This is a genomic window from Cytophagia bacterium CHB2 (genome assembly GCA_030263535.1).
Taxonomy (GTDB): Bacteria; Zhuqueibacterota; Zhuqueibacteria; order Zhuqueibacterales; family Zhuqueibacteraceae; genus Coneutiohabitans.
Map to the genome: position 1 here is coordinate 1 of SZPB01000046.1, position 24613 is coordinate 24613.

The 24613-nt window shown below is 53.0% G+C and carries 17 protein-coding genes; 11 read left to right on the top strand and 6 right to left on the bottom strand.

What is annotated here, in order from left to right; translation table 11 throughout:
* Positions 1 to 25: 25 nt before the first annotated feature.
* From FBQ85_06880 to FBQ85_06890, 3 genes are all read right to left on the bottom strand, one after another.
* Complete coding sequence (locus tag FBQ85_06880) at positions 26 to 1276, bottom strand: PAS domain S-box protein (GenBank protein MDL1874880.1); 1251 nt, start codon at positions 1274 to 1276, stop codon at positions 26 to 28.
* 291 nt (positions 1277 to 1567) lie between these two features.
* A complete protein-coding gene (locus tag FBQ85_06885) occupies positions 1568 to 2053 on the bottom strand; it encodes a gamma-glutamylcyclotransferase (protein ID MDL1874881.1) in 486 nt (161 codons plus the stop codon).
* Positions 2054 to 2129: 76 nt separating this feature from the next.
* A complete protein-coding gene (locus tag FBQ85_06890) occupies positions 2130 to 2825 on the bottom strand; it encodes a DUF3108 domain-containing protein (protein ID MDL1874882.1) in 696 nt (231 codons plus the stop codon).
* Positions 2826 to 3626: 801 nt separating this feature from the next.
* Between FBQ85_06890 and FBQ85_06895 the strand changes: the two genes are divergently transcribed.
* The 4 genes from FBQ85_06895 to FBQ85_06910 all read left to right on the top strand — a co-directional run bounded on the left by FBQ85_06895 (position 3627) and on the right by FBQ85_06910 (position 9854).
* Positions 3627 to 4808 carry an aminopeptidase gene (locus FBQ85_06895; protein MDL1874883.1) on the top strand — a complete coding sequence of 394 codons (1182 nt, stop codon included), beginning with the start codon at positions 3627 to 3629 and terminating at the stop codon, positions 4806 to 4808.
* Between the two features lie 198 nt (positions 4809 to 5006).
* Positions 5007 to 5168, top strand: coding sequence for a SelT/SelW/SelH family protein (locus FBQ85_06900; protein MDL1874884.1), 162 nt, complete (start codon positions 5007 to 5009; stop codon positions 5166 to 5168).
* Positions 5169 to 5228: 60 nt separating this feature from the next.
* Positions 5229 to 6191 (top strand): serine hydrolase, encoded by a 963-nt coding sequence (locus tag FBQ85_06905; GenBank protein MDL1874885.1) that lies wholly within the window; start codon positions 5229 to 5231, stop codon positions 6189 to 6191.
* A 252-nt stretch (positions 6192 to 6443) separates the two neighbouring features.
* Entirely contained in the window at positions 6444 to 9854 is a 3411-nt protein-coding gene (locus tag FBQ85_06910) for a PAS domain S-box protein (protein ID MDL1874886.1), read from the top strand.
* A gap of 29 nt (positions 9855 to 9883) precedes the next feature.
* On the opposite strand, the gene FBQ85_06915 is transcribed toward FBQ85_06910, so the two are convergent.
* The 3 genes from FBQ85_06915 to FBQ85_06925 form a co-directional block, all read right to left on the bottom strand.
* On the bottom strand, positions 9884 to 11461 hold the full coding sequence (locus tag FBQ85_06915) for a HAMP domain-containing protein (GenBank protein ID MDL1874887.1): 1578 nt from the start codon (positions 11459 to 11461) through the stop codon (positions 9884 to 9886).
* Positions 11462 to 11596: 135 nt separating this feature from the next.
* Positions 11597 to 12517, bottom strand: a complete 921-nt coding sequence (locus FBQ85_06920) for a DUF58 domain-containing protein (GenBank protein ID MDL1874888.1) — start codon at positions 12515 to 12517, stop codon at positions 11597 to 11599.
* Between the two features lie 62 nt (positions 12518 to 12579).
* Positions 12580 to 13572 carry a MoxR family ATPase gene (locus tag FBQ85_06925; protein MDL1874889.1) on the bottom strand — a complete coding sequence of 331 codons (993 nt, stop codon included), beginning with the start codon at positions 13570 to 13572 and terminating at the stop codon, positions 12580 to 12582.
* Between the two features lie 771 nt (positions 13573 to 14343).
* Here FBQ85_06925 and FBQ85_06930 point away from each other — a divergent pair.
* From FBQ85_06930 to FBQ85_06960, 7 genes are all read left to right on the top strand, one after another.
* On the top strand, positions 14344 to 15264 hold the full coding sequence (locus tag FBQ85_06930; GenBank protein MDL1874890.1) for an MBL fold metallo-hydrolase: 921 nt from the start codon (positions 14344 to 14346) through the stop codon (positions 15262 to 15264).
* A gap of 1 nt (position 15265) precedes the next feature.
* A complete protein-coding gene (locus FBQ85_06935; GenBank protein MDL1874891.1) occupies positions 15266 to 15781 on the top strand; it encodes an N-acetyltransferase family protein in 516 nt (171 codons plus the stop codon).
* A gap of 130 nt (positions 15782 to 15911) precedes the next feature.
* Positions 15912 to 18056: a hypothetical protein gene (locus FBQ85_06940; GenBank protein ID MDL1874892.1), complete on the top strand. Its 2145-nt coding sequence runs from the start codon at positions 15912 to 15914 to the stop codon at positions 18054 to 18056.
* Between the two features lie 390 nt (positions 18057 to 18446).
* Positions 18447 to 21266, top strand: coding sequence for a T9SS type A sorting domain-containing protein (locus FBQ85_06945; protein ID MDL1874893.1), 2820 nt, complete (start codon positions 18447 to 18449; stop codon positions 21264 to 21266).
* Positions 21267 to 21615: 349 nt separating this feature from the next.
* Positions 21616 to 23004, top strand: coding sequence for a hypothetical protein (locus FBQ85_06950; protein ID MDL1874894.1), 1389 nt, complete (start codon positions 21616 to 21618; stop codon positions 23002 to 23004).
* 107 nt (positions 23005 to 23111) lie between these two features.
* Positions 23112 to 23906 carry a GxxExxY protein gene (locus FBQ85_06955; protein MDL1874895.1) on the top strand — a complete coding sequence of 265 codons (795 nt, stop codon included), beginning with the start codon at positions 23112 to 23114 and terminating at the stop codon, positions 23904 to 23906.
* On the top strand, positions 23876 to 24613 hold a 738-nt coding region (locus FBQ85_06960; GenBank protein MDL1874896.1), incomplete at its 3' end, for a hypothetical protein. The genes FBQ85_06955 and FBQ85_06960, both read left to right, overlap by 31 nt.

A 24613-nucleotide genomic window follows, 5' to 3' on the forward strand; every position in this document is an offset into this window, starting at 1 on the left:
TCTCGTGCGCCAGGATTTCCTGCTTTTAGAAGCCAAAGGCGCGCTCGAACGCGGGATTGGCGTCGCTAATCTTGTATTGCAAATCGGTAATCACCATGGCATCCGAGGCATTGGCCTGCGCCTGATAAAAAATATTGAAATTTTCCCGGTGGCTGCCGGCCAACGCCTGCAGCGACTTTTCCGTGCGGCGATACTCGGTGACATCAATCAGGCCAAGATGCAGGCCTTCGATTCTTTGATTATCCTGGCGAATCGGCGCATACGAAGCCTGCATGAGGCGTTGCCCGCCGGGCAAAGGCACGGCAATCTCCACCTGCGCCGAACGCTCGCGCCGCGCTTCGCGCAGCAGGGGCTGAAACGCCTCATAAACTTCCTTCGACACAATCTCTTTCAGGCTCCGGCCCACCGGCGGATCGCCGTGATAGCCGATCAATTGCAAAAAATTCTCATTCGCAAAAATGATCTTGTCGTTCAAATCAAGGTGTGCGATGGCTTCGTGCGTGAGCGCCATGGCCGCGCTTTGGCTGCGAAGCTGTTCCTCCAGCTTAATGCTGTTTTCCAGCAGGCTTTTGCGCAGCTCAGCTTCGAAACGCAAAAAGCGCGCGCGATCCGCAAATAAACCGATCGCAACCAGCAAACTCGAGAGGCCGAGCAAGGCCATAACCGAAACCGCGGAAGACGGCAGCAGAAATTGCAGCGCCGTGGTCGCGGCCAGCGTCAATGCGGCCAATACCAACCAGATCCACAGCGCATTGCGGCTGCGCCACCAACGCATGCCGGCGCTAACACTCGCCAACAAAAAACAGCCGGCGCATATACCTGCGGCAAATTGCCGGATCAAGTCTTGCGCGGACGGCGTCAGAGTAATCGTTTGCAAAAGGGATTGATGCCCGAGCGTCAGGCCGAAAATCAAGGCGAGCGCCATCACCGCATAAATCGACCAGTGCAACAGATGAGATTTTTCCGCAGGTGAGGAATGATGAAAGGCGAGAAAGGAAAAAACCAGCCAGAACGCGCTGAGCATGATCAAAAACGCGCGCGCAATAAATGCAACGCTGCCCGGGCCGGTCCAGGCCCATACCGGATTCATCTGGCCCAACAGGGTGAGCAGATAAAACAGCTTGATCACCTCTGCGGCAAACAGGCCGGCAAACACGGCAAAGCTCTGCGCGCGATAAACATGCAGCGCAAACAGCGCGGCAAAGATTGCCAGGAATGCCGCAATCCCAAAGGCAATGCCGGCAGAAGTGGTGTTCGAAATGAGCAGTTCGGGCATGAGGCGCGCTGGGCGATTAACTTCTCAAAGTTAGAATAGAATTCTGAAAGTGTCTCGCCCACGGAAATGAAATCCCACAGAAAAGGCTTTTGCTTTTTTGTGGGATTTCCATTTTTGTGAGCGGAGTTTAAAGCGGCTCAAGAAGTTTCAATTTTCAGTTTGACTGAAAAACGGCATAGACGCTAACAGATTCAAATAAACAGTTGATGCGAATCTCGTCCCAAAAACAAAAACTCCCACAGACGCGAGTTCATGGTTTCTGCGGGAGTCAACATGTTTGCATGCGCGTCATTAATCATCAAGCCAGCCGGTAACCGGTTGATAGGCGCGAAAATTTCCTGAAGGGATTTGCGGCAAGCCCTCGCTCGGCAAATTCAAGAGGTAGGCCCAGGCGTTGATCGGGCCGGAAGCGGTGGCCACGGAAATGATTTTTCGAATCGACAAACTGCGCTCGGGTTGATCGGGCCAGTAGCCCTCGATGAGATCAAGCGTCTCAAAAAAAATCTCGGGATCGTGCAGCTCGTACAATTCGCCGTAAACCACGCCGCCGTTTTGGCTCGCAATCATGCCGGGGAAAGCGCCGACATCGTACAAAACGCCGGCAGCTTCCGCCTTGCCGATAAAGCTCGCTTTGTCAGGATTATTCAGAAAATCAGCGCGTTCCAAACCGCGCATCAACAAACCATAAACAAAAAGAAAATTCGTTTCAATGGGGGAAGCATTCTTCTGCCGCGGCCGCAGAATGCCGTTTCGTTTGGTATCGCCAGTAAATAGCATGGAAGATCCGACCACGTTCGTTCTCAAAAACCGGCGAAAAGGTAATCATCTCCCCTCACGATGTCAAGGGCTTTGATCAGAACGTCGCCGCGACTTCGACAAGCTCCAGGCTTAAATGCGCGGAAGGATAGATTTGTTTGATGATGCGGTGAGGATAGGCGGTGTCGAGCAGCAGAATCCAGCGCGCTTTGCCGGAGAATCCCTCGACGCGAAAGCATTGAAACGCGCCGGCCGGCACGGTCACGGTTTCGGTTTTGGAAATCCAGCCGCGCGCCAGGCTTTCTTCATTATCAAAGGCATTGTAGATCGGGAAGGTGAGCATTTGGCCGACGGATAAATGGCTGGCGCGCACGAGATGCTGCACGGCGTAAATGTCTGCCGCGTCGCGATTGAGCCGTTTGTTGATGGCAAAGCTTCCGCCGAAACCTTCGGGGCGCTTGACTTCACCGGTGACGGCGTATTCATGATATTCCAGCCGGCATTCTTGCAAGAATTCGTGTTCGGAAACCATCGTATGCTGCAACAGCGGCCGCAGCGTGGAATCGGCCTTGAGTGTGAATTTGCTGGAACGTTCGAACAAGCCGGTGGTTGACTCGGCAATGTGAATCAGGTTGGCGGTGCTGTCATGCACAATGGTGATGATGGCTTCGCCGAAGACTCGCTGGCCCGAGACCAGGCGATAACGCAGAATATCATCCACCAAAATGCGCGCATTAAAACGCGGCGAGGCCGTTTGCGCCGGCAAGAATTGCGGTGTGAGTAGAAGCAGCATAAGCAAACTGAAACGCAGCCAAGCTACCAGTGGGCAACCAAAAACGTTCACGCCGCCAACAAAATTGCGGCGAGGCGGGCAAACACATGTGCAGGCAACGGACATAAGAATCTCCTCTTCATCCTTAAAGAGTTGTGGGATTGGGCATTTTGCCGTACAACACGAGCTTTATTGAGAACTAACACCGTGAATCGCCGTCTATACTTTAGCATCAAACGCGTGCTCTTGCCGACGCAGCGCGCGAGGATGGTTCTGAGCAAAAGCGCTTGTAGCTTTTGCGAAACAAGTTTATGCACCATGTCGCGATTTATGAAATCATAAATTTTGAGGATCGGGTTTGCATGTTTGGCTTTTCGATGAGAATTATCAAAAGCTTGGTACAGGAACGCATGTTCCCCAAAAATATTTTACAAAAATTTATTCGTCGTTTCCGCAAGTTGTCAGGGTGACTGTACAATTTAATCATTGTATAATTCGCTGGCGGTGAGAATCATCTTGGCTTCACGTTTTCGACTTCTTCACCTGGCATTGCCAACCCTCACATTCTGCCAGAAAATACATCTTCGTTGAAATATCGTCGATAAATCGTTCGCAGGATCGCCGTCGAGGAGATACTAATAGCTCGACGCCGCCAGCCGCCGATAAAGAATTTTGCATGACGGCAAGCGCCGTTCAGCAGTCGCGTTGTTGACAATCGAGTAATCATTTAATATATTTGCCGGTCGTTCTGCCAGATGCCTTTAATTCAATGACGGGGCATTGCGCGACTGGCATCACGAACTTCAACTTTGGCGGAATGCTATGAGAGACACACGATTAACCCGTTTGGCGGAGGTATTAACCCGACACTCCACGCGTTTGGAAAAAGGCCAGCGCGTCTTGATTGAAGCTTACGATGTGCCTGAAATATTCGTCGCCGAGCTGATCGAAGCGGCGGTTCGTTGCGGCGCCCTGCCGATTGTCGAAACCAAGCACAATCAGGTTTTGCGCCAGATGTATCGCAAATATGGCGAAGACGCATTCAAGCTGTTGGGTGATATCGAAAAATACCGCATGTCCAAAATGGACGCCTACATCGGCGTGCGCGGCAGCCACAATATCTGCGAGATGTCCGACGTGCCGGCGCTCAACATGCGGCATTTGCAGAAACACATTTTTCAGCCGGTGCATCACGATATTCGCTTGAAGACGAAATGGGTGGTGTTGCGCTATCCCAATTCTTCCATGGCGCAACAGGCGGGCATGAGCACCGAGGCTTTCGAGAATTTTTATTTCGATGTCTGCACCATGGATTACGGCCGCATGTCGCATGCCATGCAGGCGCTGAAAGAATTCATGGAACGCACCGATCGCGTGCGTATCGTTGGGCCCGGCACGGATTTAGAATTCAGCATCAAAGGCATTCCCGCGGTGCCGTGCGGCGGCGAATTCAACATTCCCGACGGCGAATGCTTCACTGCGCCGGTGCGGGATTCGGTGAACGGTTATATTCACTTCAACACCCCAACGATTTACCAGGGCGTGGCGTTTTCCGATATCGAATTCACGTTCAAAGACGGCAAGATCGTCAAAGCCACGGCGGATAAAACCGCGCGCTTGAACGAAATTCTCGACACCGATGAAGGCGCGCGCTATGTCGGCGAGTTCTCATTCGGCTTCAATCCTTACATCAAAAAGCCGATGCTCGATATTCTGTTCGATGAAAAGATTGCCGGCTCGTTTCATTTCACTCCCGGCAATGCTTACGAACAAGCGGACAACGGCAATCGCAGCCAGGTGCATTGGGATTTGGTGATGATTCAAACGCCCGAATATGGCGGCGGCCAAATCTATTGCGACGAGGTGCTGGTGCGCCGCGACGGCAAATTCGTGATTCCGGAATTGCTCGCGCTCAATCCCGAAAATCTCATTGGCGGCAGCAATGGCCGCAAGCCGCGCTATCGCATTGCAGAGGATGAGCCCTTGGAAGAAGTATATGCATAAACGACTGGCCTGAACCCCTGTTCCCACTTTGACTCCAGCTCGCTGTTGCACAACACAGAGTTGGAGTCAAAGGTTGGAGCATATACACAAGCAAGCCGTCGGAGCAAAGACCAGCAAATCATCGTGAGGGAAAGTGGAGACATGAAGATTTCCATTCAATATTGTGTGCAATGAAACTACTGGCCGCAAGCCTCCAGTTTGGAGCGTGAACTTAAAAAACGATTGCCACATGCCACGGTCGATTTAGTCGAAGGCAGCAAAGGCATTTTCGACATCAAAAAAGACGGGCAGTTGATTTATTCCAAATATCAAACCGGCCGTTTTCCACAGATTCAGGAAATTCTCGATAAGCTGAACTAAACAAGTCCCGACGTGCGCCGGAGGCTTGCCGGCGCGCGTCGAGGCATTTTCGTCGACGTCATGCACCTCAAAATTTTTATGATTATCTTGATGGCCGCGCATGAATGGCCGGCCGCCGGCGCCGCCGCTGGCCAGAAACCTTTCACAAACGCGCAGTCCCACCGCCTCACCTCAACACACGCCGCCCTCGATCATTATCTCGAACATCTCACCGACAGCTTGCAAGCAGAAATCGGCGTTGCCTTTCGCGACTTGGAAACCGGGCAGGAATACTTTTTCAATGAAAAAAGCATGATGCATGCCGCCAGCACCATGAAAGTTCCGGTGATGATCGAGGTGTTTCGCCAGGCGGAAGCCGGAAAATTTCGATTGGAGGATTCGGTTTTTGTGCGGAATCAATTTGCCAGCATCGTCGATGGCTCGCCTTACAGTCTCGATCTCGGCGAGGACAGCGATGAGGCGATTTATAAGGTGATCGGCCAGAAGATGAGCGTCCACGATCTGGTTTATCAAATGATCACCGTGAGCAGCAATCTCGCCACAAATCTATTGATCGAATTGGTTGACGCAAAAAAAGTGATGGCAACGCTGCAGCAACTCGGCATTCACGATATGCAAGTCCTGCGCGGCGTCGAAGATGGCAAGGCGTATCAACTGGGCCGGAACAACCGCACCAACGCCCTCGATCTCATGCTCAGTTTGCAGGCCATCGCCGAACAGCGCGCTGCCAGCCCGGCCGCCTGTCAAGCAATGATTGCGATTCTCAAAGATCAAAAATTCCGGGACAGCATTCCGGCGGGCTTGCCGGAGGGGTTCATTGCCGCCAATAAAACCGGCTCGATCACGGCGATCAATCACGATGCCGCGATCATTTTGCACCCCAACCGCAAGCCGATTGTGCTGGCGATCTTGACGCGCAAAATTACAAATCATGAGCAGGCGCGCGCCACCATTGCGGGCCTCACGCGGCATCTTTTTGCAACGCTGGTAGCGCCTGAGTCTGCCGCCGCGCCGGCAAAATAAAAGCTCAACGCTATTACATCAAGCAAACACGTCAACGCCGCTAGTACAGTGTAATTTTGAAAAGTCTATCCATCCTTGATTGTCATCCAGAAGGGTTCTTGTGAAGTTGCAGGCATATTACGGAGCACTTCACAACATTCGCCTGAATGACATTTCAAGAGAGTGCGAGATGCAGTAACAAAGCTCTCACCCCAATCTTCTTTGTGAGAGTTCCAGCGGCGGGACCCGCGCAGGAATATAAAAGGAAGTCCAATGAACGCCCGAACGATTCTACTTACTCTCTTCTTTCTCCTGTGCCGGTTGCCGTCACCCAGCCTCGCACAAACGTTTCAAATTCGCCATTATGGTACAGCCCAGGGCCTGCCGCAAAGCGAGATCATCGACGTCTATCAGGATCGCCAAGGCTACCTGTGGTTCGGCACGTATGAAAACGGCGCCGCGCGGTATGACGGCCGTCAGATGAAACGCTTCTCCGTGACGGAAGGTTTGGGGCACGCCTCCATTCGCGACATTCTGCAAGATCGTTTTGAGAATATCTGGATTGCCACGGAAAACGGCCTGGCTTGCATCACACCCGAAGAAACCGTTTTCAATTTTAATGTACCGGACGGCCTTCCTTCCAACGAAATTTTCAGTCTCGCTGAAGATGGCGCCGGCAATCTCTGGATCGGCACAGGCGCGGGCTTGTGCCGCAGCGCGGTACAACAAACGAATTCATCGAAACCGGAATTGGTGCTTACGGTTTTTGACAACACGCGCAACAGCAAAATCATTCGAGCGATTGCCGTATCTCGCGAACAGCAAATTTTGGCCGGCACCGATGACGGCCTTTACCGTGTGCACGGCGATAGCCTCACGGTTCCAACCGAATTTGAAAAACTGCAGAATCATTTTATCCGAAGATTGTTTTATGCACAAAATGGGGTTTTGTGGATTGGCGCGGCGGAGGGCTTGTACCGTCTCGCAGACAACCAAGTCGTATTGTTTTCGCAACGCCTCGGGATGACTGATGAGAATATTTATGCCCTCGCCGAAGATCAAAGCAGCAATCTCTGGATTGGCACGCGCTCGGGTTTGCTAAAGTATGACGGCCAGAGCCTGACAACGTTTGATACACGCGATGGCTTGCCGAGCAATTTTGTGCGCGCGCTGTGCGTCGATTATGAAAACAACATCTGGATTGGAACGCTGGGCGCCGGCGCGGCAAAAATCTTTGGATGGCATGTTCAAAATTACACGCGGCAACAGGGTTTGCCGGCAAACGTCGTTTTCAGTTTTTTGCAAGATCGCGCCGGGCGCATGTGGATCGGCACCAGCGGCGGGGGGCTGGCCATCGTGCAGGGCAACTCGGTTGAGGTATTGAATTCTGATAATGCGCTGCCGGATAATTTTGTTCACGGTCTAGCGCAATCCGCGGAGGGCGACATTTGGGTTGCCACCAACGGCGGCGCCGCGCGGCAACGCAACGGCCGCTGGCAACATTTTACGGCGCGCGACGGATTGCCGAGCGAAAACCTGCGCAGCGTTTACTGCGCGCCCAATGGCGAAGTTTGGTTCGGCACGTTCAACAGCGGCGCCATCGTTTATCGCAACGAGCGCTTCGCAGCGATGACAACGAACGACAGCCTGCCGCATATTTCTGTGTCGCAAATATATCAAGATCGCCAGGGCCGGTTTTGGATTGCGACCGACGGCGGTATATATATGCGAGACCAAAACCAGCAAACGCATATTTTTGATCAGATGGATAACCTGCAGTCACCGGCGATCTACTGCATCTACGAAGATCAGGCCGGCGACATGTGGTTTGGCACACGCTTCGGCGGCGCGCTGCGCTATGCCGGGGACGAGTTCGAAGTCTACGACGAGAATGACGGCCTGCCGAGCAAGACGATTTACTTCATTGCCGAGGACCAACAGCAGCGCATGTGGCTGGGCACGAACGACGGCGTGGCTTACTTTGATAGCCCCAAATTTTTTTATTTCGATGCGGCCTCCGGTTTGGCGGATAACGAATGCAACACGCGCGCCGTCATGCGAGACCGCGAGGGCTGGATGTGGTTCGGCACCATCGGCGGGGCTTCGCGCGTGAATGTTGCGGCCGTACCGTTTACTGCCGTGCACCCGCGTGTTGATATTCTCGCGCTCGAAACCAAACACGAAAGCTATCGTAACTTTGCCGATCTCAGACTGCCGGCGAGCACCGCAAATGAGATCAACTTCAAATTCGGCGCGCTTTCCTTCATCAACGAAAACGCCAACACCAACCTGGTGAAACTCGAAGGCTTTGACGACGAGTGGAAGAACCTCGGCGCCGAACATGAGATTCGTTACACCAATCTCGCGCCCAAACAATACACCTTGTGGGTGCGCGGTGTGAATGCTTATGGTCAGGCTTCCTCCGACACCGCCAAAGTTTCGTTCGAGGTTCTGCCGGCATTTTATCAAACCGCCTGGTTCTATGCCGGCTGCGCCCTGCTGCTACTGGGCCTGGGTTACGGCATCTTTCGCCTACGCATGCGACAAGCGCGGGCGCGCGAGCGGGAATTGGAAAAAGCCGTTGCCGAAAAAACTGAGCGCTTACAGGAAACGCATTCGTTTCTCGCCACCGTGAAAGAATCCTTGCCGGTCGGGTTGCTGGTCCTGGACGCCAAGGGCATCATCGTCGACAACAACCGCGCGGCGCAAGAATTGTTCGGCTTTGCGGCAAGTGATTTGCGCGGCCGCGAGCTGCACTCGCTGCTCTCCAGCCCGCTCATGAAACGCGATGCCGTGTGGGAAACTCTCGCCGGACAAAAAGCAGAGATCGATCTCGTGGGCATGCACAAAGACGGGCATCGTTTTGTTTGCCAGATCCACTCGGATCACGTCAGCAACGGTGACGGCAAGCTGCAGTTTTTGATTTTGACTTGCGAAAACATCGACGAACGCAAGCAACTGGAGGCCAAACTTATTGAAAACGAGAAGCAGCTCGCCATGGTGGATTTGATGGCGGGCATGGGTGACGTGCTGAACAACAAGCTTTCCGGCATTCAAGGTTACATTGATATTTTGAAAACCGAGCTGGCTTCGCTCGCCAATCAGGAATCCGCGCGCGCCATTGCCTGGGTGCAAGGCTCGATTCACGACATGAGCAAAGTCATCCGCCAGTTGATCGATTGCAGCGCCTATCTCGTCAAGCAAGCGGTGGTGGCCACAGATTTGCGCCAGGAGTTGCGCCGCCTCGAGCAGCATTGGAACGACAAAATCAAATTTCGCATCACGCCCATGCCCTCGCCCATTCCCGTCGAGGTTATTTCCAAATTCCGCAATGGGCTGGATGAAGCCGTGCTGAACGCAATCGAAGCCGAAGCCACGCAAATCAACATCGAGGTTGAGACCTTGCCGGCAGTGTCGCGCGTGCGCGTGCTGATGACAGACAACGGTCGCGGCATTTCGCCCGAGAATATCACCAAAGTTTTTCTGCCCTTTTTCAAAACCAAGAGCACGCCGCATTCGGGCTTGGGTTTGTGGAAATTGTATCAAGTGATCAAACAATGCGGCGGTGCTGCCGAAGTCGTGGCCCTGCCGAACGGCGGCACGCAACTGCGCCTCACGCTGCCACTGCATGCCTCGGGAAACGGTGTGTCCGACAAGACACTGAGGATGGTCGAGGTAAGTTAAATTTGAAAGGCGATTACGCCAAGAATACTTCAAATCAAAATATTGAATGCTGTCCCCTTCCCTGCCGCGCTTTCCACCGCAATCGTCCCGCCATGTTCTTCGACGATTCTCTTGACCATCGTCAAACCCAGGCCAGCGCCGCCGCGTTTGGTGCTGAAATTTGGCTCAAAAATTTTTTCCAACATTTCCGGGGAAAGCCCCGGGCCTTGATCGGCAATGGTCAAGCGGACCTTCTCGCCTTCGCGTCGCGTGCTGATGGTAATCGTGCTGGAGGGCGTGAGACTCGCTTCCAGCGCATTTTTGATCAAGTTATTCAACAAGCGTTTGATCTGCTCGCGATCAAAAGGCCGCCGCGAAACATCAGGCGCAAGATCGGTTTTAATCTGAATCTCGCCGCCCACGCCCTGAAACAAACGCGCCGTAAGTTGAACGACTTCATTTAGATCGCCCGGTTTTAATTCGGCTTTGGGCAAACGCGCAAAGTCGGAAAACTCCTCGGCGAGATGGCGCAAGCTGGCCAACTCTTCTTCAATACTCTGAAATGATTCCTGCACCGCGGATTGCGAGGCAACGGATTCATCCAACCGCTGGCGCACGCGATAGAGTCCGAGCTGAATCGGCGTAAGCGGGTTTTTGATCTCATGCGCCACTTGCCGCGCCACTTCACGCCATGCGGCCAGCCGCTCGGTGATCACCAGTTTCTCCCGGCTTGTGCGTAATTCGCCAATCATATGATTGAATGAATCGACAAGTTGGCGAATTTCGTCTTTTGCCGTTGCTTCGGCTTGAACCTCCAAATTGCCGCCTGCCACCTGCAGACTTGCCCGCGTGAGCTGTTCAATCGGTTGACTGATGCGTTGCGACAGCAGACGCGCGCTAACAACGGACAGCAAACACAGCACGAGAATTGCCGCGGCCGCACCGCCCCAAATCAACTCGTCTTGCAGCGCGCGTTCTTTGATCAACGACAAGGAGTTGTAAACGCGCATCGCCTGGGCCAAGCGATCTTTGGTCGCAATGATTTCCGGCGAAACAGCATAACCCACCAGCACCATTTCATCTGGGCCTTGTGGCAACCACACGCGGCAATGACTGCGAGACTCGCCGTTGCCCTGAGAAATTGTCTCCAACTCGCTGTCGCGCTGGCCCCATGCTTCTGCCAGACGTTCATCTCCAAAACTCAAACCAAGCTGCCGCGCTTCTTCATCCCGGGCAACGGCCTGCACGAGTTGCACGGCCTCCTGCTCTTTGCGCCAAACCAGAAAATAATCAAACTCCCATTTGCGCAACAGCGCCGGCGTGACCGAATCGCCCTGCACAGCGCGCACAAAACTCTCCGCATGATTTTCAAACTGCTGTTTCATCGCCTGCACGGCATTAAGCATCGTGCCTTCCATTTCGGGGACCAGCAACATGTCGATCGTGCTCGTCGTCAGCGTGCTTGCGACAAACAACAGCGGCACGCTCGGCACAATCGCAAACAACAAAAACAGGGCCGTCAAGCGTACCTGAAAGCGTGAACGCCGGGTGGGATGCCACCAAAGGTAAGCGAGATAACACGCGAGGAGGAAAAGAATGATTGCCAGCCAGAGGAGGAAGATTTGCATGCTGGATGCTGGATGCTGGATACTCGTTACTCGTTGCTCGTTGCTGGTTGCTGGTTACTGGTTAATGTGTCATCAAGCAAATGTTAGCTGCAACCCACGGCCTGCAATCCGAAATCTGCAATCCACAATCCACAACTACCCCAAATGTTTCCGCTTCAGCAAATACGCCATCAAACCCTGATCGAATGTCATGGCGGTGTCGATGAGCATGTAATCAATGCGATTTTCGCGGCATTGGCGTTTGAACCAGGCGAGATACTCGTCGATTTCCTTTTGCACTGCTGCGCGAATGTGATGCGGTTGCGTGGGCATGCGCAAGCCGGATTCGACATCTTCGAAAATGGCGTCTTCACGAAAATCAAAACGGTAATCGAGGCGGTCGAGCACTTGCAACACCAAAACTTCGTGATGGCGATGGCGAAAATGCTTCAATCCGGTGAGAATTTGTTTAGGCTCGATGTCCAGATCGCGCGGCAGAAAATCCGAGAGTAGAATCACTAGTCCGCGGCGCTTGATTTGCTCGGCCATTTGATGCAGCGAGGCCGCCCAATCAGCATGCTCGCCCGGCTGCGCATTTTCCAATGCGCTGAGCAGGCGCGTGAGATAACTCATCACCGAGCGCGGCGGCAAATAATCTGTGATGCGTTGGTTGAACAGCGTCAACCCGACAGCATCGCGCTGGTGAATCATTAAATAACTCAGCGCCGCGGCCAAATAACTCGCATACTGAAACTTGCTCACCCCCGCAGATTGCGAGATGCCCATCGAAGCGGATTGATCGAGCACGATATAGCATTTGAGATTCGTCTCTTCTTCGAATTGCTTGACATAGAAGCGATCGGTTTTGCCGTAGACTTTCCAATCGAGATGGCGAATCTCATCACCCGGCATGTATTGCCGGTGCTCGGCAAACTCGACACTAAAACCGTGATACGGGCTGCGATGCAGGCCGGTGATGAAACCCTCTACCACCAACCGCGCGCGCAGGCTCATGTTCTGCAGCCGCGAGATGGTTGTGGCTTTGAGATATTTTTTGTGAAGCGGTTCGGTTGGCATGATACGAGATTTACACTTTAAACCTAACACCTTACACAATTGTTTAAGGTGTTAGGTGATAGTCAGCGCCCGTTTTTAATCAACTCATCGATAATCTGCACCGTGGTCACGCCTTCTGCTTCTGCGGAAAAATTCGTAACGAGACGATGCCGCAACACAGGTTTTGCCACTGCGCGAATGTCTTCGATATCCGGCGTCGGGCGGCCGTCGAGAATCGCGCGGGTTTTCGCGCCCAGCACGAGATATTGCGAAGCGCGCGGCCCGGCGCCCCAACTGATCCAATCCTTGATAAACTTGGGCACATCATTTTGATTCGGGCGTGTTTGCCGCGCCAAATGCACGGCGTAGTCCACGACATTATCCGCCACCGGCACTTCACGCACCAAACGTTGCAACTCTGAAATCTTGGCGGCATTCAAAATCTCCCGGAGATTCGCAATATTTCCGCCGGTGGTGTTTTTGACGATCAGCTTTTCTTCTTCAGAACTGGGATAATCGACCCACAAGTTGAACATGAAACGATCGAGCTGCGCTTCGGGCAGCGGGTAGGTTCCCTCCTGCTCGATGGGATTTTGCGTGGCGAGCACAAAAAAAGGTTCGGGCAGTTTGTGGGTTTGTCCCGCAACAGAGACTTCATGTTCCTGCATGGCCTGCAGCAATGCCGCCTGGGTTTTGGGTGGTGTGCGATTGATCTCGTCGGCCAGCACGATATTCGCAAACACCGGCCCGCGCACGAAGCGAAATGCTTTGCGGCCGGTGCTCACATCTTCCTCAATGATTTCGGTGCCGGTGATATCAGAAGGCATCAAATCCGGTGTGAATTGAATGCGACTGAATTTAAGCTCCAACACGCGTGCGAGTGTGCTGATCAACAGCGTCTTTGCCAATCCCGGCACACCCACCAGCAAACAATGGCCGTTGGCCAGCAATGCAATCAAGAGTTGATTGATCACCTCTTTCTGGCCGACAATGACTTTACTGATTTCATCAACAATGGCGTGATGGGCATGCTTGACTTCTTCGATGATGGTCATGTCCTGTGAACTTCTGTTCATAAGAGATGAAACTCCTTATTTATTGAGAAAGAATTGCAATCTTGTGCCGCTACGGCGAGCCATCTTGTTTTTGGAGATGTGCTACAAACCGGGTGCGCTGTTATCTTGAAACGTACATTCATCTTCACGTGTCATCCAGGGATATTGTGACGTACTACCTGAATTTTGCACCAAGTCTGACCGAACCCGCGATGAGCGCGGGCTTGATCAAGATGTCAATTTACCAATTGGGTGAGGCACAAAAAATTTTGCATGAGAACTTGCCGGTAACTCCGAAGGAGTGAAATGGTTATAGTCATGCGCGCACTCCGTTTCTACAAACTCCGAAAGGAGTGGCATGTTCTTTTCATCGAAAGATCAAGGTTTAAAATCGAGCCCATGCAACATTTCACTCCTTCGGAGTTTTGAAGGGTGGTGGGGCGGATTTCACTATAAACATTCCACCGCTTTGCGGTTTGTTTAAGACGATTATCGATTCTTTCTTGTCATATCTCAGCATGCAAAATTCAGGTACTGAGCTTGGCGCCGGATGCTTCACAAGTTTCCTGCGGAATGTCAAAGATGGGTGCTTTTTGAATCAAGGCGGCAACGCTCCACCACCGCGCCACATGCGGTCACGGCGGTCTTTTGGCAAACGCAATGATAACCATTCACCTGCCGAAATGCAATTACATAATTCCCGTTAGATCGGGCAAATTGTCATTTGTTTTTTTGAACCGGCGCGGTATCTTCCTGTAAAAATTCTGTCACAATAAATTCTGGCAAAAAATCATGCCTTACACTCTCAAGATCGGTTCTCTCAAATGCCACATTTTAAGTGATGGCGTTGAAGCGGCGGACGGCGGCGGATTCTTTGGGTTGGTGCCGCGGGTGATGTGGGAGAAAGTGATCGCGCCGAACGAACTCAATCAGGTGCCGGCCGCGCTGCGGGTGTTGCTGATCGAATCGCAGGCAGGCTTGATTCTCGTGGACACGGGTCGCGGCGACAAATTCGATGAGAAGCAACGCAGCATTTTGCGCCTGGGTTCGCGGCGCGAACGGTTAGTAAATGATCTACGCCGAGTTGGCTTCCGGCCGGAAGAGGTCGCGATCGTCATTCTCACGCATTTGCATGCCGATCATGCCGGCGGCGCTACACAGCTCGACGTGAGCTCGCCGACACGTTGGGAGGCGCCGGATCATTCACCCGGCAAAGCCATAGCTACATTTCCCAAAGCAAAATACTTTGTGCAACGTCTCGATCTTGCGGAAGCGAGCTTTCCCAACGAACGCACGCTCGCGACGTATCAATCTTACAACTGGCAGCCGTTGCTCGAGAGCGGGCAGTTGGAGATCATCAACGGCGATTATCAAATCGCGCCCGGTGTGCGCACTGAAGTTGCGCCCGGGCACACTATCAGCATTCAATCTGTTTGGGTGGAAGATCGCGGTGAAAGCTTGCTGTTCCTGGGTGATGCGAGCAGTTGGGCCGTTCATCTCAGCCGGCTCGCCTGGGTTCCGAGCTATGACATTTATCCTATGACCAGCATCGAAAGCAAGCGGCGTTTGCAGCGTGAGGCCCTGGCGAAAAATGCGCTGCTGGTGTTTCAACACGATGGCCAGGTGGTGACCGGCAGATTGATCGAAGGCAAACGAGGCCCCGAGGTTCAGCCGGAGATCACCGAAACGGCCTGGTTTGATGCCTCGGCATGATATGACAATCACCATCACAGAAATGACTGCGCAGGACTGGCGAGCCGTGGCCGCGATTTATCAAGAGGGCATTGACACCGGTGATGCGACTTTCGAAGCTGCGCCGCCGAGTTCATGGGAAGAATGGCGCAAAACGAAACTCAATGCGTGCAGCATTGTTGCGCGTGCGAATGATGAGATCGTTGGTTGGGCGGCGCTCAGTCCGGTTTCGAGCAGAGGCGTTTATGCCGGTGTCGCTGAGGTCAGCGTTTACGTCAGCGCGCCAGCACGCGGCCATAGCGTCGGTTCGCTTTTGTTGGACGCGTTGATCAAGCGATCCGAGGCGCACGGCCTTTGGACGTTGCAGGCCGGCATCTTCCCGGAAAATCAAGCGAGCCTCCGCCTGCATTTGCACCACGGCTTCCGGCAGGTTGGCATTCGAGAAAAATTGGGAAAGATGGCTTATGGTCCGCATGCCGGCAAATGGCGGGACGTTGTGTTGCTTGAACGAAGAAGTGCAACTCAAGGGGTCGAATAAAACTTTAACAATAATTTTACCCGCCAGCCTTGACAAATTCCGATGAGATGGTTAGTTTGTCAACGTTCATTCAAGCCTGCCTCATCACGCGAAGCTGTGCACTGAATCACAAAGCTTATGTGTCCGCGACATGAAGACAAGATTCTTTTTGGGTTTTCTCTGTTGCTGTGTTCCGCTTTTTATCTCGCCCCAGCTCTTCTCTCAGCATGAGCGCGATCCGCATTTTATCAAGCCCACGGTTGATGACGACAGCAAATACACCACGGTCGGCAGCATCGGGATGACGGTTTCCAACTTCGGCACGTTTGGCGACGGCTTTGGCGTGCAAGCGCCGGTCGATCAACCGTCGTGCGAATATCCCAAAGGCTCGGGCATCGAGCATTTGTTCGTCGGCGGGCTTTGGGTGGGCGGCAAACGCGATGACGGCACGGTGTTCGTGACTAGCGGCGCGCGCGATATTTCCTCGCTGCGTGATGTGGCTGCCGGCTTTGAATTCACCAACTCCGACGATCCCAATGATCGCGTCGCCGAGCGCTCGAGCATCATCGACAGCCCGTTTTATTCTCCCCAGGCCATCAGCCATCAAGATTTTATCGCGGATTTCACCGACTCGAATATCGTTGTACCCGGCACCACCATTCGCATTCCGCAGCACGAGCCCATCAACGTTTCGGTGCATCTGGAATCCTACGCGTGGAATTTTCCGTTTGCCGATGCCTTCGTCATTCTGAATTATACCATAAAAAATACCGGCGCCCGGCGCTTGAATCAGGTTTATGTGTCCTTGTGGGCGGATCTCGTGATTCGCAACATCAACATTACGCCGCCGCGCGTGGGTTCGCCGTTTTATCAGCATCGCAGCGGTGATTATGTTGATTCGCTGCGCATGGCTTATGCATATGACTATGACGGCGATCCCGGTTTCACTGACAACGGCCTTTATGTTGCGCTCAAGCATCTCGGCGCCACGCCGCAGGCGAATGATCAGGCTTATCGCGTCGCTTCGAGCTTCAATTCCTGGCTGTTTCGCGATACCAGCGATCCGGTGTTGTTCTCCCCGCAAACCGACATCGAGAGTTATCAAAAGCAGGCCGAACCGATGGATCGTTTTCTGATTGATCGCGTGATCAAAGGCCGCGTGGGAAATTTCATGACGCTGCTCACCACCGGGCCGTTTCAGAGCCTCGATCCCGATTCTTCCATCAATGTCGTGTTTGCGGTAATTTGCGCGGGCAAATTTGGCAGCGACGATAATCGCCTGGATACCGAACAAAGCCGGCAAAATCTCTACACCAATGCGTTCTGGGCGCAAACCGCTTATGACGGCGAAGATCGCAACGCCAATAATCAGCTCGATCCGGGTGAGGATGTCGATCGCGACGGCCGGCTCGATCGCTACGTGTTGCCCACCCCGCCTTCGCCGCCGCGCGTGAAGGTGATCCCCACTGATCGCCAGGTGACGATTTATTGGGATCGTTCCGCGGAGGAATCCGTGGATTTTATCAGCGGCAAAAAAGATTTCGAGGGCTATCGCCTCTACCGCACACAGCTCGGCGAAGATTTGCCCGGGCACGATTTGTTTTCCAGCTTCACGCTGATTGCGGAGTTCGATTCGGTGAATGGTATCGGCTATGACACAGATTTCAAATTTGTGCGGCTTGCGCAACCGGTGACATTCGGCGAGACCGCCCTCAATCCCAATACCGGCCAAACCGAAACGATTTATTATCATTATAAATTTGTGAATGAGAACTTGTTGAACGGTTGGCAATATGCGTTTGCCGTCACCGCCTTCGACGGCGGCGATCCCGAAATCAGACTGGCAAGTTTGGAGAGCAGCCGGCTAAGCAACGTCGTGCGCGTGTTTCCCGGCTCGCCCACGCCGGAAGAGCAGCGCGCCAACGGCGGTGTGACGGAAGCAAGCGTCGGGGTTTATCCCAATCCTTACCGCGTCAAAGCGGCGTGGGATGGCAATCTCGAGCGCGATCGCAAAATCTATTTCTACAATTTGCCGGCGCGTTCGCAAGTCAGCATTTACACGCTCGCCGGCGATCTGGTGGATTCATTTGAGCATCAAGCCACGAATTATACCGGCGATGATTTACAGTGGTTCGAAAAGTTTTCCCGCGGCGACCGCGTTTTCGCGGGCGGCGAGCATGCCTGGGATTTGGTCACGCGGGATGATCAAGCTTTGGCTTCGGGTTTGTATTATTATGTCGTCAAGAACCTGGCGAACGGAAATGTGCAGCGGGGGAAGTTTTTGGTGATTAAGTGATGCGATGAGGAGGGTGTTTGTGGGCGTACGAGAGCTGTTACCATAAACCGGACAAGCGGGAACCAAGAAGAGAAACCATCTCGCAACGTCGCAAAGACGCAGAGAAACAGCGACGAAAAACCTTGCATACCTTTTGCGACTCTGCGTCGTTGCGTAAGGTTTTTGCTGCACAATTTTGATTCGCAATGAAATTAGTTTGCAGGAGTATTTTCATGAAATGACATCTCGAAGGGCTCGCGCGAAGTTGTGGGCATAATACCGAGTACTTCACAGGATCCCTTCTGGATGACAGAACTGAAATAACTATTCAAGTCAACATTGTACCAGCCACATTAGCGTCAATCGTTCGTTTTCCATATTTTCCAACCCTTACACGCGAAGGAGAGACTCATGAGAAAAGCGTTATCGTTTGGCTTTGCTGTTTTTCTGATATTCTTGGCGGCGTTTTCGGCATTCGGCCAGGCGCCCTCACATTTGATCATCACCGAATTTGTGATCAGCCCGACCGCCGGAGAGTTTGTGGAGATCTACAATCCCACTTCAGAAACCATAAATCTCTCGAACTACTATCTCACCGACGCCACGTTTGCCGGCGGCGGCACCTACTATTACAACATCGTGACCGGCGCCAATGCCGGTGGCGGCGGCTTTGGCGATTTCAACGCCCGCTTTCCAGAGGGCGCGACGATCGCTCCCGGTGAACATCAAACCATCGCAATGGTCGGCAATGGCTTCTTCAATACCTATGGGGTTCAGCCGACCTATGAACTGTTTGAGGAGGGCCCTGCGGCGGACGATATTCCCGACATGCGCGAAGCCACGCCGGGCAGCATTGCCAATCAAGGCGGCCTGACGAATGACGGTGAAGTTATCGTCCTTTACTATTGGGATGGCGCCAGTGATCTGGTGCAGGATGTCGATTACGTTGTCTGGGGCGACAAAGCGGAAGCTGTCGACAAAACCGGCGTAAGCATCGACGGCCCGGATGCAGATAGCACGCCTTCCAGCTATCTGCCCGACACACCCATTGCGCAACAGTTTGTGGTCAACACTGAAAATGACGCGGATCCCAATCCGCACAACGACGGCTCTTCCGCACAGCGCAAGCTGAACGTTGAGGATCTGGAGAATTGGACCGGCGGCAACGGCATTACCGGCCATAACGAAACCAGCGAGAACACTTCGTGGATGGGCGGCATCTGGAGCATCAACGCGCCGGCCACGCCGGGGGCGCGCGCGCTGGGCGACAGTTTGAACATCGCCGACATTCAATTCGTACGCGCGGATGCGATCGGCGCGACGAATGCGGACGATTCCCCGTTTGTGGGTGATACGATAACGGTTACCGGAATCATGATGCAAGGCGCGCGTGAAATTTTCGTGGGGGCGCGTTGGGGCGGCTTTGTTCAAGACGAGAGAGGCGGGCCCTGGAGCGGATTTTTCGTGATTCAAAATGACAGCAATGTTGCCGGCACACTTTTCAGTTCGGCACAAGCGGGCGACAAAATCAAGATCACCGGCGTGCTTTCGGAATTTCCGACGTCCGCAGGCTCGCAAAGTATTACCCAACTCGCGCTTCTTACCAATCCGGTGACACAAGTTGATTTTTTGGATTTCGGCTTGCCTTTGCCGGCGCCGATTGTGCTCAAGCCCGGTGATTTGGGCGCAAGCGCCGGAACGACCAACACGCAACTGGCCGAGCGCTGGGAAAGCACGCTGGTGCGTTTTGAAAACCTGACCGTCACGGCAAACGGCCTGGCCGGCAATATCATGACTGCCGGTGATGCCACGGGCAGCATCAGTCTCGATGATTATTTTGACGCCGTTTTCGATGTCGTCAGCGCCAATGGCGGCGTTTGGCCGGGCTTCCCGGCGGGCACGAGAATCAATGTTACAGGCTTCATTCGCGGCGGAACAACACAAGGCACAACCACGATCAATCCGCGCAGCCTGGCAGATATCGAGGTGGCTTCTTCACCGCCGGTGATCACCAATATTGCCCGCAATCCTGTTGTTGCAACCTCTACCGCTGCTGTAACCGTCTCGGCGAATATTGTTGATACGCAAACCTCCGTTGCAAGCGCGGAAATAAATTATCGCATCAATGGCGGCGCTTTTCAAACCCAGACGATGACGGCCGGCGGCGCCAATCAATTCTCCGGCAACATTCCTGCACAAGCAGATGGCGCATTTGTCGAATATTTTCTGGCGGCCGCGGATACCGATGGCGACCGCACCACGATTCCGGCAGATACTTCTGTTTCAAAATTCTTCTACTTTGTGCGCGACGCCGGTTTGAAAGTTTTTGATCTGCAATACACGCCATTTGCCGATGGTAACTCGGGCTATACGAATTTGACCGTGACGGTGCAGGGCATCGTGACAACAGACACCACGGATTTTTCGTTTTATTGGATTCAGGACGGCACCGATCCCTGGAGCGGTATTTGGGTCAATGATAACACCACCAATGTCAAAGCCGGTGATCTCGTCTCCGTCACCGGACGTGTGGAAGAAAACTTCGAAGTCACGCGCATCACGGCGCCGAGCAACGTCACGATTCTCAGCCGCGGCAATCCGCTGCCCGCGCCGGTGCAGGTTCGCACGGGCGATCTGCGTACTGGCGCCGCAACGGCCGAACAGTGGGAAAGCGTTTTGGTCCAGGTGCGGAACGCAGTCGTCTCCAATCCCTTCCCGGACGGCGCCAGCAACTTCGGCGAATTTTCCATCAATGATGGCAGCGGCGAAGTACGCGTCGATGATTTGGGAGATTTTGACGGCAATCTTGACTCCATTTATGTGCAAGGCGACAGCATTCGTTCGTTGATCGGCGTGCATTATTATTCCTTCAACAACTACAAGCTTCTGCCGCGCAACAACAACGATGTCGTGCGCGCGCCCACCTCGGTTGCCGATCGCAACGAGGCGCCGTTGACGTATGCTCTTGAGCAAAACTATCCCAATCCCTTCAATCCCGAAACCACCATCAAGTATCAACTGCCGCAAGGCGGCAAGATATCGCTGGTGATCTACAACATGCTCGGGCAAAAGGTGAGAACCCTGGTTGATGCCGTCAAACCCGCGGGTGTGCATACCATAAACTGGGACGGCAGAAATGAACGCGGCCTGGCCGTGCCGACCGGCGTGTATTTCTACAAAATGACGTCAAAGAGTTTTGAAAAAGTGAACAAGATGTTGCTTATCAAATAAGGTCATTTGACCTGATATGGAAATAGGTCAAAACCACTGACCGGTCACTACAATAAAATCGCTTTGCGGTAGATTGTGCAAAAGTGACCGGTCAGTTGACCTGATAGGAAATAGGGTAACTATTTTAAGCAAGCACTTCCGCCTGCGATTGAAATCGCAGGCTAAGAGGCGTAAGTCATCTGAAGACGACTGTCACCCGATGGGTGGGAGTCGCATTTATGCGACTTACACATTTTAGCCTGTGGATTCATCCACCAGCGGGTGTTGGCCAAAACACAATGCCAAATTTAGGTGATAACACTCCGTTCCGATCATCACACCACTTGCACCAAGAGAGAAGGTTGTCTCTATGCGCCAGAGCAGTAAATTTCTAAAAGCCATTTTTCCGGTCGCATGCTGCCTGATTTTTGCCTGCTCGGAAAACTTCAGCGATAACCCTCTTCCGAACCAGCCGCCGGAGACGTTTATCTCGATTTTCTCCGAACGCGATCTCAACGCCGCGATCAGCCGGCAAACCTTGCACTGGTGGGGCGATGATCCGGATGGCGCAATTGTGGGATTCATTTATACGTTTGATAACAATGCCCCGGAGTTGACGAGTTGGAACAATGCCTCGCCGGCGGCCTCATGGATCTTCACGACGAACACGCGAGAAACGTTCACCCTGCGCCTGGCAGGCACGGATACAACGTACACCCTGCGCGTGAAAGCGGTTGATGATCAAGGCGCGGCTGATCCTTCCTCGGCCACACAGAGATTTCCCGTAGTCAACACCCGTCCGGTGGTTGAATTTCCCACGGGCACCGATGTGCCGGACACCACGTTCACGGTCGCGACCTTCAACTGGTCAAGCAGTGATCTCGATGGCGATGACACCATCGAAAAATTTCAATACGCGCTGGACGATACCAATGCCGCCTGGCATGATCTTGACGCCCGCACACGCTCCCTCACATTAACGGCCGACGACGGTTTGACGCAGGGATCGCATGTTTTCTATCTGCGCGCAATCGATCTCGCCGGCGCGCGCAGCGAGATCATTCGCATGCCGCGCAGCGCGGACGAGGTTTGGTACGTGAAAGAGCCGATCAGCAAATTTTTATTGCTGGATGATTACAACGTCAACGACAATGCGGGAAATTTCTACCGCACGACGCTGCAAAATCTCGTGGGCCCGGTCGAAATTTGGGATATCAAAAGCAATGGCGGCGCGCTCGAGCCGCCCTCGGCGCATGCCTTTCTCGGCACGCTGCAGTTATTCGATCGTATTTTCTGGTATGCGGATACCGAGCCGAATTTGGAAAAAGCCCAGGTTAGCATCACACAATTTCTCGCGGGCGGCGGCAAGCTGATCATGACCACCTCCTTTCAGGAATTCACCACCAATCAAGGTGACCCACTGGATTTTTCGCCGGTTGATAGTCTCGGCGCCAGGATTAGCCGCATCACGCGCAATCAAATCATTCAGCCCACCGCAAAATATGCCGCCAGAGACTTCCCGCAGTTGCGCGTCAACACTGCAATCATTCCCAATGTTTTCCCGTTAGTACCGAAAATCAGTTCGGATACACTCTACGTGCTGCCTGCCAACGCGAGCCAATGGCCGGACACGCCAGTGGTGGCTGTCGTCGACGGTACCTCATCATTCGTGTTTATGGGATTGCCGATTGCCACGCTCGACGGCGACGGTACGGCAGCGAAGTTGATTGAGAGAATTTTGACGGATACATTCAAATAAAGAGGCTCGGCAGACGGACTTTGGTCCAACGGATAAAAGCTGCCAACTGATGAGCAAATCTCAACCAGGTTCAGGCTGCACTCAAGTCATATGTGAGGGGAATTGGTATGGCGCTAAGGCACGAAGAGTTGACCAAAGAGATTCGCGCGTGTATTTTCGAGGTGCACAACGATATAGGAGTTGGGCTTAATGAAGAAACTTACCATCAAGCGCTGCTCGCATGTTTTTCAAAAAGGGGTTTTCCGACTGTTTCGAAGGAAAGAAAATATCTTGTGCATCGAGGCGCCCGACTCAAAAGGTTTGAGCTTGACCTCCTTGTATTTGAAAAAATCATCGTGGCCTTAAAGGCGGTTCCGATTGATTTCGTGCAAGCCCATTATGCGCAAATCATCTCGGAACTAAAGCTCTGGCAAAAAGATCTCGGACTTCTGGTCAATTTCGGACGACCAAGAGCCGAGATTGAAAGAATACCATTTAATGAGAAAGAAAAAAGAATCGGCGAAGACTATTCTGAAATAAAGAGGCAAGTCGGGGAAGCAACGCGGCATCTATTGGCTAGAATACGAGAGGCCATCTTGTTTGTATTTGAAGCGCATGGATTGGGATATGGTAAGATGGTTTGCCAAAACCTGCTTCAAGCAGAGTTGGATTATCAGAAAATTACATATAACAACAACTTCCATGTCTCAGTGCAATATGATGGCGAGGCTATTGGTTTATACAAGACAAAAGCGTTTAATATCGAAGATCAGCTCTTGTGTACAGTAACTGCCATCCAAAATCAAATCAGTTTACTTGACGTGACACGAATGAGAACCTATCTAAAGCATTCTGGCTTTGTTGCTGGCTTGTTGATCAACTTTGGGAAATCATGCTTGGAAATCAAGGCGATTTTACGATAACGAAGCCAAGTCTTGTGCCTGATCAAACCAATCCGTTGGCCGCTGTTATCCGTTGTGAAAAACCGTTGGGTGTAACAATGAAATGCAAGAACCTTCCGTTCCTCATTCTGATTCTGTACACCTTCAGCGCCTCGTGCCTTCTGCACGCGCAAACCAAGGGCAGCATTACCGGCCGCATTACCGACAAGGAAACCGGCGAGGGCCTGCCGGGCGTGCATGTATTAATCAAGGGCACCTATTATGGCGCGGCCACCTCGATCGACGGGGCCTTCACCATTCCCAACATCAATCCCGGCGTGTACACCATCGAAGTCTCGATGCTCGGTTACAAACAGGTGCAGAACACCGGCGTGAAAGTGACGGCCGGCGCGGCAACAGAACTAAACTTCAGGCTCGAATCAACTGTGCTGGCGCTGGGACAGGAAGTGGTGGTGATTGGTGAAAAACCGCTATTCGATCTCGAAGAAACCTCCAGCCGGCGCAGTGTGAGCAGCGCAGAAATTCAAAACCAAATCGTCGAGAATGTGCAAGACATCGTTGCGACTCAGGTGGGCGCCGTACAAAATGACAATGAGATTCACATTCGCGGCGGCCGCGCTTATGAGAACGCCTATTTGCTCGACGGCATCTCCGTGCAGGATCCGCTTGCGGGAACGGGCTTCGGCCTGCAGTTGAGCGCCGATGCAATTGAAGAAGTGGAAGTCATC